This window comes from Methylobacterium sp. A52T (assembly GCF_053346095.1).
On the sequence record NZ_JBKFBI010000214.1, the window covers coordinates 1 to 6,351 of the forward strand.

Consider the following 6,351-nt stretch of genomic DNA (forward strand, 5'->3'; position numbering starts at 1 on the left):
GCCGCGCGGGCGCGCCAGGCCGCGACCACGTCGAGCGCGGCCGGATCCGTCGCCGCGGCCGCGGCCGCGGCCGGGGCGGGGCTCGCCAGCGCGTAGAGCGGGCGGTCGGGTTCGGCGACAGCCGCGGCGAGCAGCGTCGCGAAGGCCTCGGCCAGGCCCGCGACGGTCTCGGGGTCGAACAGGTCGCGGGCGAAGGCCAAGCGGCCGCACAGGCCCTCGGCGGAATCGACGAGATCGAGGCTGAGATCGAAGTGGACGTCGCCCCCGTCGAGGCCGCGCAGCCGCATCGGCCGGCCGGCGAACCGGGCGTCGGGCGGGGGCGCGGCCTGCTCGGTGACCTTGACCTGGAACAGCGGGTGGAGCCCGGGCCGGCGCTCCGTCGCCGACGCCGCGACGATCCGGTCGAACGGCAGATCGGCGTGCGCCTGGGCGGCCAGCAGCCGATCGCGGACTTGCCGGAGATGGGCGCGGAAACCGTCGCGCGGGTCGACGCGGGCCCGCAGGACCCCGATGCCCGTCAGGTGGCCGACCATGCCGCGCGTCTCGGGCCGCGCGCGGTCGGCGAGCGGCAGGCCGACGCGCACGTCCGCGCCGTCGCCGTAGCGGGCCAGCGTCAGGGCGAACCCCGCGAGGGCGGCCATGAACGGCGTCGCGCCCTCGCGGCGGGCGAGGCTCCGCAGGGTCTCGCTCACTTCGAGCGGGATCCGGAACGCGTGGATCCCGCCCGAAGCGGCGCGCTCCGCGCGGCGGGGCCGGTCGAGGGGCAGCGGCGTCTCGGCCGGGGACGCGCCCAGTTCCGAGCGCCAGTACGCGGCCTGGCGCTCAGCTCCCCCGGCCTCGAGCCGGCCGTGCTGCCAGAGGGCGTAATCCGCGTACTGCACGGGCAGCGGCGGCAGGCCGTCGGCCCCCGCCTCCCGCGACCGGGCCGCGTACAGGGCGTCGAGGTCGCGCAGCAGCAGGGGGATCGACTGCCCGTCGGCGGCGATGTGGTGCAGGCCGAGCAGGATCCGGTCGGTGCCGTCCCCGAGGCGGTGCAGCTCGACGCGGAGCAGGGGGCCGGCCTCCAGATCGAACGGCGTGCGGGCCAGGGCCTCCGCGAGGGCGTCGCTGCCGGCGGCGTCGAGCCCCTCGCGGACCCGGATCGGGACCGGGGCGGCCGGGTGGACGCGCTGGCACGGCTCGCCCTGCGGATCCAGCCCGAAGGTGGTGCGCAGCGGCTCGTGGCGCCGCACGAGGTCGTCGACGGCGGCCTGGAGCCGCGCCGGATCGAGGGTCCCGGCGATCTCGACGAGGCCGGTCAGGTTGTAGGCCGGGCTCAGGGGCTCGCGTTGCCAGGTCAGCCACAGGCCGCGCTGCGCCGCCGAGAGCGGCAGCGCCGTCCTGTCGCCGTCCGCCGGGACGATCGGCAGGGTGGCGAAGTCGATCCCGTTCTCGGCGAGCTTGGCGAGGAAGGCCCGGCGCTGCTCCGGCGCGAGCCGGGCGAAGCGTCGCGCGATCTGCGTGGCCTGAAGGGTCATGTCCGCGTCGCTCCTGCCGCCGTCTCGATCGCGTCGAGCCAGCTCTCCATGTCGGTGAGGTCGGCCGCCCCGGCCCCGCCGGTGCTGCCGTCCGCGTCGATCCGGGCGGCCAGATCCGCCAGCGTCGGGTGATCGAAGACCGCGCGCAGCGGCAGGCGCGGTCCCAGGCTCTCCTGGACGGCGGCCACGAGCTTCATGACGAGGATGGAATCGCCGCCGCGCTCGAAGAAGGTGTCGGATCGGGCGACGACGTCGGGGCCGGGCAGGCCGAGCACCGCGGCCCAGAGATCGGCGAGGCGCCGCTCGGTCGCCGTGCGCGGCGGGTCGGCGTCCGGGGCGGGCGCGTCCGCGTCGGGCTCGGGCAGGGCGCGGGCGTCGAGCTTGCCGCTGGGCGAGAGCGGCAGGGCGCCGAGCAGGACGATCGCGGCCGGCACCAGGGCCTCGGGCAGGTCGTGGGCCAGGGCGCGGCGCAGGTCCTGCGGGTCGGGGTGCGCGCCCGGCGCGGGCACCGCGTAGGCCACGAGCCGCGCGGGGCCGTCGGGCTTGCGGCGGGCGACGACGGCGGCCTGGGCGATGCCGGGCTGCGCGCGCAGGGCGGCGGCGACCTCGCCGGGCTCGACGCGCTGTCCGCGGATCTTGACCTGCTCGTCGGCGCGTCCGCGGTAGTCGAGGGCGCCGTCGGGGCGGCGTGCGGCGCGGTCCCCGGTGCGGTAGAGGCGCGCGCCGGGCCTTCCGAACGGGTCGGGCACGAAGCGCTCGGCGGTCAGGCCGGGGAGTGCGAGATAGCCGCGGGCGAGGCCGGTGCCGCCGATGTAGAGCTCGCCCACCACCCCCACCGGAACCGGGTGCAGCGCCTCGTCGAGGACCCAGGCGGTCCGGTCGCCCACCGGGCTGCCGATCGGCGCGTAGGGCGTGTCGCAGGTCGTGCCGGCGGGGACCTTCCAGACGAGCGGCGTCACCACGGTCTCGGTCGGCCCGTAGCCGTTGATGAGGCGGCGCGGCCCGAGGGCGCGGTTGACGCGCGCGAGCTCGTCGCGCGGCATCGCCTCACCGCCGAAGGAGAGCAGGTCCAGGGTCGGCGCGCCGCCCTCCTGCTCGGCCCAGCGCGTCAGTTCCCGGACGTAGCTCGGCGGGAAGCCGGCATTCGTCACGCCGTGCCGGCGGAACGCCGCGAACACCTCCGCCGGCGACCAGAGCGCGTCGTCGCGGAGCACGAGGCTGGCGCCGCAGGCGAGCGCCGTCAGCCAGCGCTCGTGCCCGCCGTCGAAGTTGAAGGTGATGAAGTGGAACTCGCGCGAGTCCGCATCCATCTCGTAGAGCGGCGCGGTCGCGCGGACGTGCATCGCGAGCGGGCCGTGCGCCACCGCCACCGCCTTCGGCTTCCCCGTCGAGCCGGAGGTGTAGATCAGGTAGGCGAGGTTCTCCGGGTGGAGCGCCACCGGGGGTGGAGGCCCCGCTCCCGCGTCCGGCGCGTCCGCGTCGATCAGGATCCGCGGGACCGCGGCCGGCCCGCGGCCGGCATGGGCGCGATCCGTGACGAGGACGCGCGCGCCGCTGTCGGCGACCATCGCGGCGATCCGCGCGTCCGGCAGGTCGAGCCCGAGCGGCAGGTAGGCGCCGCCCGCCTTGAGCACGCCGAGATAGGCGGCGAGCAGGCCGGGCGAGCGGGGCAGCATCACGGCGGCGACCGTGTCCGGGCCGATGCCGGTCTCGGCGAGACGGTGCGCGATGCGGTTCGCCGCGGCGTCCAGCGCGCCGCGGCTCGTGGCGCGATCGGCGAAGATCACGGCGGTCCGTTCGGGGTCCGCGCGCGCGAACCCCGCGATGGTCACGTGAACGGGCGGTCCGTCGACGTCGGACGGCGCGGAGGGCGGGTTCAGCCGCGCGATCTCGCCCGGTGCGAGCAGGAGCGCCCCGTGGATCGGCGCGTCCGGCGCCGCGACGAGGCTGCCCAGCAGGGTCAGGAAATGGTCGCGCCAGCGCGCGACGGTGGCCGCGTCGAACAGGTCGCGGGCGTAGGTGAGGTGCGCGGTGACGCCGCCCTGCGCGTCCTCCAGCGTGGTCAGGCCGAGATCCACGTGGGCGCTGCCGGTGGCGCGGGGGACGCGCTCGACCGACAGGTCGCCGAGGCGGATCGTGGCGAGCGGGCGCTCCTGCAGGTGCTGGACGATCGCCTGGAACAGGGGATTGCGGCCCGGATGCCGGTCGGGGCTCAGGACGCTCACGAGCCGCTCGAACGGCACGGATTGGTGGGCCTGCGCCTCCACGAGGAGCGCCCGCGTCGCCTCCACGCACGCGGCGAAGCTGTCCAGCGGGTCGAACGCGAAGGGCAGCACCAGGGTGTTGGCGAAGCTGCCGATCACGCCCGCGGTCTCGGGACGCGTGCGGTTCGCCACCGGCACGCCCAGGCGGACCGCGTGCTCGCCGCCGAGGCGCTGGAGCAGGATCGCGAAGCCGGCGGCGAGGACGTGGAACGCGGTCGCGCCGCCGCGGCGGGCCAGGGCGCGGATGCCCGCCGCGGTCGTGGGCGGCAGCGGGAAGGTCAGCGTCTCCCCCGTGAAGCTGGGCACGTCGGGGCGCGGCCGGTCGGCGGGCAGGGCGAGGACGGGGTGCTCCGTGCCGAGGAGCTCCGTCCAGAACCCGAGGCTCGCGGCCTGGGCGCCGGCGTCCAGCATCCGCGCCTGCCAGGCGGCGTAATCCGCGTAGGTGATGGCGGGGGCCGCGCTCTCCGGCGCGTCGGATCCGTAGCCGGCGGCGACCGCGTCGATCAGCAGGTCCATCGACACGGCGTCGCCGACGATGTGGTGCAGGGTCAGGAAGACGACGTGCCGGTCCGGCGCCTCGCGCACCAGGGCGGCGCGCAGCAGGGGCCCGCGCGCGAGGTCGAAGGGCGCCCGCTCGACGGCCGCCTCGATCGCGGCGCGGCGCGCCCGCGCCTCGGCCGCATCGCAGCCGGTCAGGTCGTGGCGGGCCATCGCGAACGTGCCCGCCGGGTCGACCTGCTGCACCGGCTCCCCGTCGCGCAGGGGGAAGCGCGCGCGCAGGCCCGCGTGACGGGCGACGGCGCCGGCGAACGCCCGGTCCAGCGCCTCGGGGTCGAGCGGACCGGTCAGGCGCAGCGCGCCGACGATGTGATAGGCCGGGCTCTCCGGATCGAGCTGCCAGAGGAGCCAGAACCGGCGCTGCGCGTCGGAGAGCGGTCCCGCGTCGCCGCCCTCCGCGGGCAGGATCGGCAGGCGGTCCGCGTCGAGGCCGCGCGCGGCGAGGTCCTGCACGAACCGGCGGCGCTTGCCGTCGGGCAGCGCGGAGAAGCGCGCCGCCAGGGCGCGCAGCTGGTCGTCCCGCGAGGGGCCGGTGTCAGTCATTCGGCGTGTTCCAGCGCGTCGAGGAGGTCGCTCATCGCGTCGATGTCGGCGTCCGCGCCGCCCGCGTCCCGGCCGTCGATCGCGACCGCGAGATCCGCCAGGGTGCGCGCCTCGAAGACGGCGCGCAGGGGCAGGGCGATGCCGTGCGCCTCGCTCAGGCGCGCGACGACCCGGGCGACGAGGAGCGAGTGCCCGCCCAGGGCGAAGAAGTTGTCGCCGCGCCCGACCGAGGGGAGGTTCAGCACCTCGGCCCAGACAGCGGCGAGGCGGCGCTCCGTCCCGGTCCGCGGCGGGTCCGCGGCCGGATCGCTGGCCGCCTCCGGCGCCGGCAGGGCGGCGCGGTCGACCTTGCCGTTGGGGGTCAGCGGCAGGGCGTCGAGCGTCACGACGGCCGCGGGCACCATCGCGTCCGGCAGCGTCGCGGCGAGCGCCCGGCGCAGCTCCGCGGGGTCGAGCGCCGCCCCGGGGCCGGGGACGACGTGGGCCACGAGCCGCGCGTCGCCGGGCCGGTCCTGCCGCGCGGTCACGACGGCCTGCGCGACGCCGGGCTGCGCGATCAGCGCCGCCTCGACCTCGCCGGGCTCGATGCGCACGCCGCGGATCTTCACCTGGTGGTCGACGCGGCCGCGGTAGTCGAGGGTGCCGTCCGCGCGCCAGCGGGCGCGATCGCCGGTCCGGTACATGCGCGCGCCGGTCGGCCCGAAGGGGCAGGGGACGAAGCGCTCGGCCGTGAGCCCCGGCCGCCCGAGATACCCGCGGGCGAGCCCGGCGCCCGCGAGGTAGAGTTCGCCGACTGTGCCCGGCGGGACCGGCCGCAGGCCGCCGTCGAGGATGTAGGCCTGCGTGTTCCACAGGGGCGCGCCGACGGTGACGGCCTCCGCGCCGGGGACGATCTCGGCCGCCGTGGACCAGATCGTGGTCTCGGTCGGGCCGTAGAGGTTGGTGACCCGCGCCGCGCGCGCGCTCAGGGCGCCCGCGAGGTCGGGCGGCAGCGCCTCGCCGCCCACCAGCACCCGCACGCCGTGCAGGGCGTCCGTCTCCGCGAGACCGCGCCACAGGGTCGGCGTGGCCTGCATCAGCGTGATGCCGGCCTCGCGGATGAGCCGCGCCAGACGCCCGGGATCGAGCACGTCGTCCCGCCCGGCCAGCACCACGCGCGCGCCGCGGAGCAGCAGCCCGAACAGTTCGAGGCCCGCGATGTCGAAGCCGACCGTGGTGACGGCGAGCAGCCGGTCCGCCGGCGTCACGCCGAGGCGATCGACGAGGTCGTGCAGCAGGTTGGTCAGGCCGGCATGCGGGACCACGACCCCCTTGGGCCGGCCCGTGGAGCCGGACGTGTAGATCACGTAGGCGGGATGGGCCGGCACGAGCGGGCGCGCCCGGTCCCGGTCGGTCGGCGCGCGGGCCGGCGCGGCCGCGAGCGCCGCGCGCCCGTCCGGGGCGTCGAGCACCAGGGCGGGCAGGCCATC

Annotated in this window: 3 protein-coding genes; all 3 read right to left on the minus strand. The window is 77.3% G+C overall.

All coding sequences use genetic code 11. The features are described from left to right. The coding region (locus tag ACLBYE_RS28890; RefSeq protein ID WP_447696790.1) for a condensation domain-containing protein at positions 1-1,517 on the minus strand (1,517 nt) is incomplete at its 3' end. Further along, positions 1,514-4,882, minus strand: coding sequence for an amino acid adenylation domain-containing protein (locus tag ACLBYE_RS28895; protein WP_447696791.1), 3,369 nt, complete (start codon positions 4,880-4,882; stop codon positions 1,514-1,516). The genes ACLBYE_RS28895 and ACLBYE_RS28890, both read right to left, overlap by 4 nt. Beyond that, positions 4,879-6,351 (minus strand): non-ribosomal peptide synthetase (locus ACLBYE_RS28900; protein ID WP_447696792.1); only part of this gene is annotated, 1,473 nt, incomplete at its 5' end. The genes ACLBYE_RS28895 and ACLBYE_RS28900, both read right to left, overlap by 4 nt.

Coding starts and splice junctions, on each gene's coding strand:
- ACLBYE_RS28895 (WP_447696791.1), bottom strand. CDS start 4,882: ATGACTGACACCGGCCCCTCGCGGGACGACCAGCTGCGCGCCCTGGCG.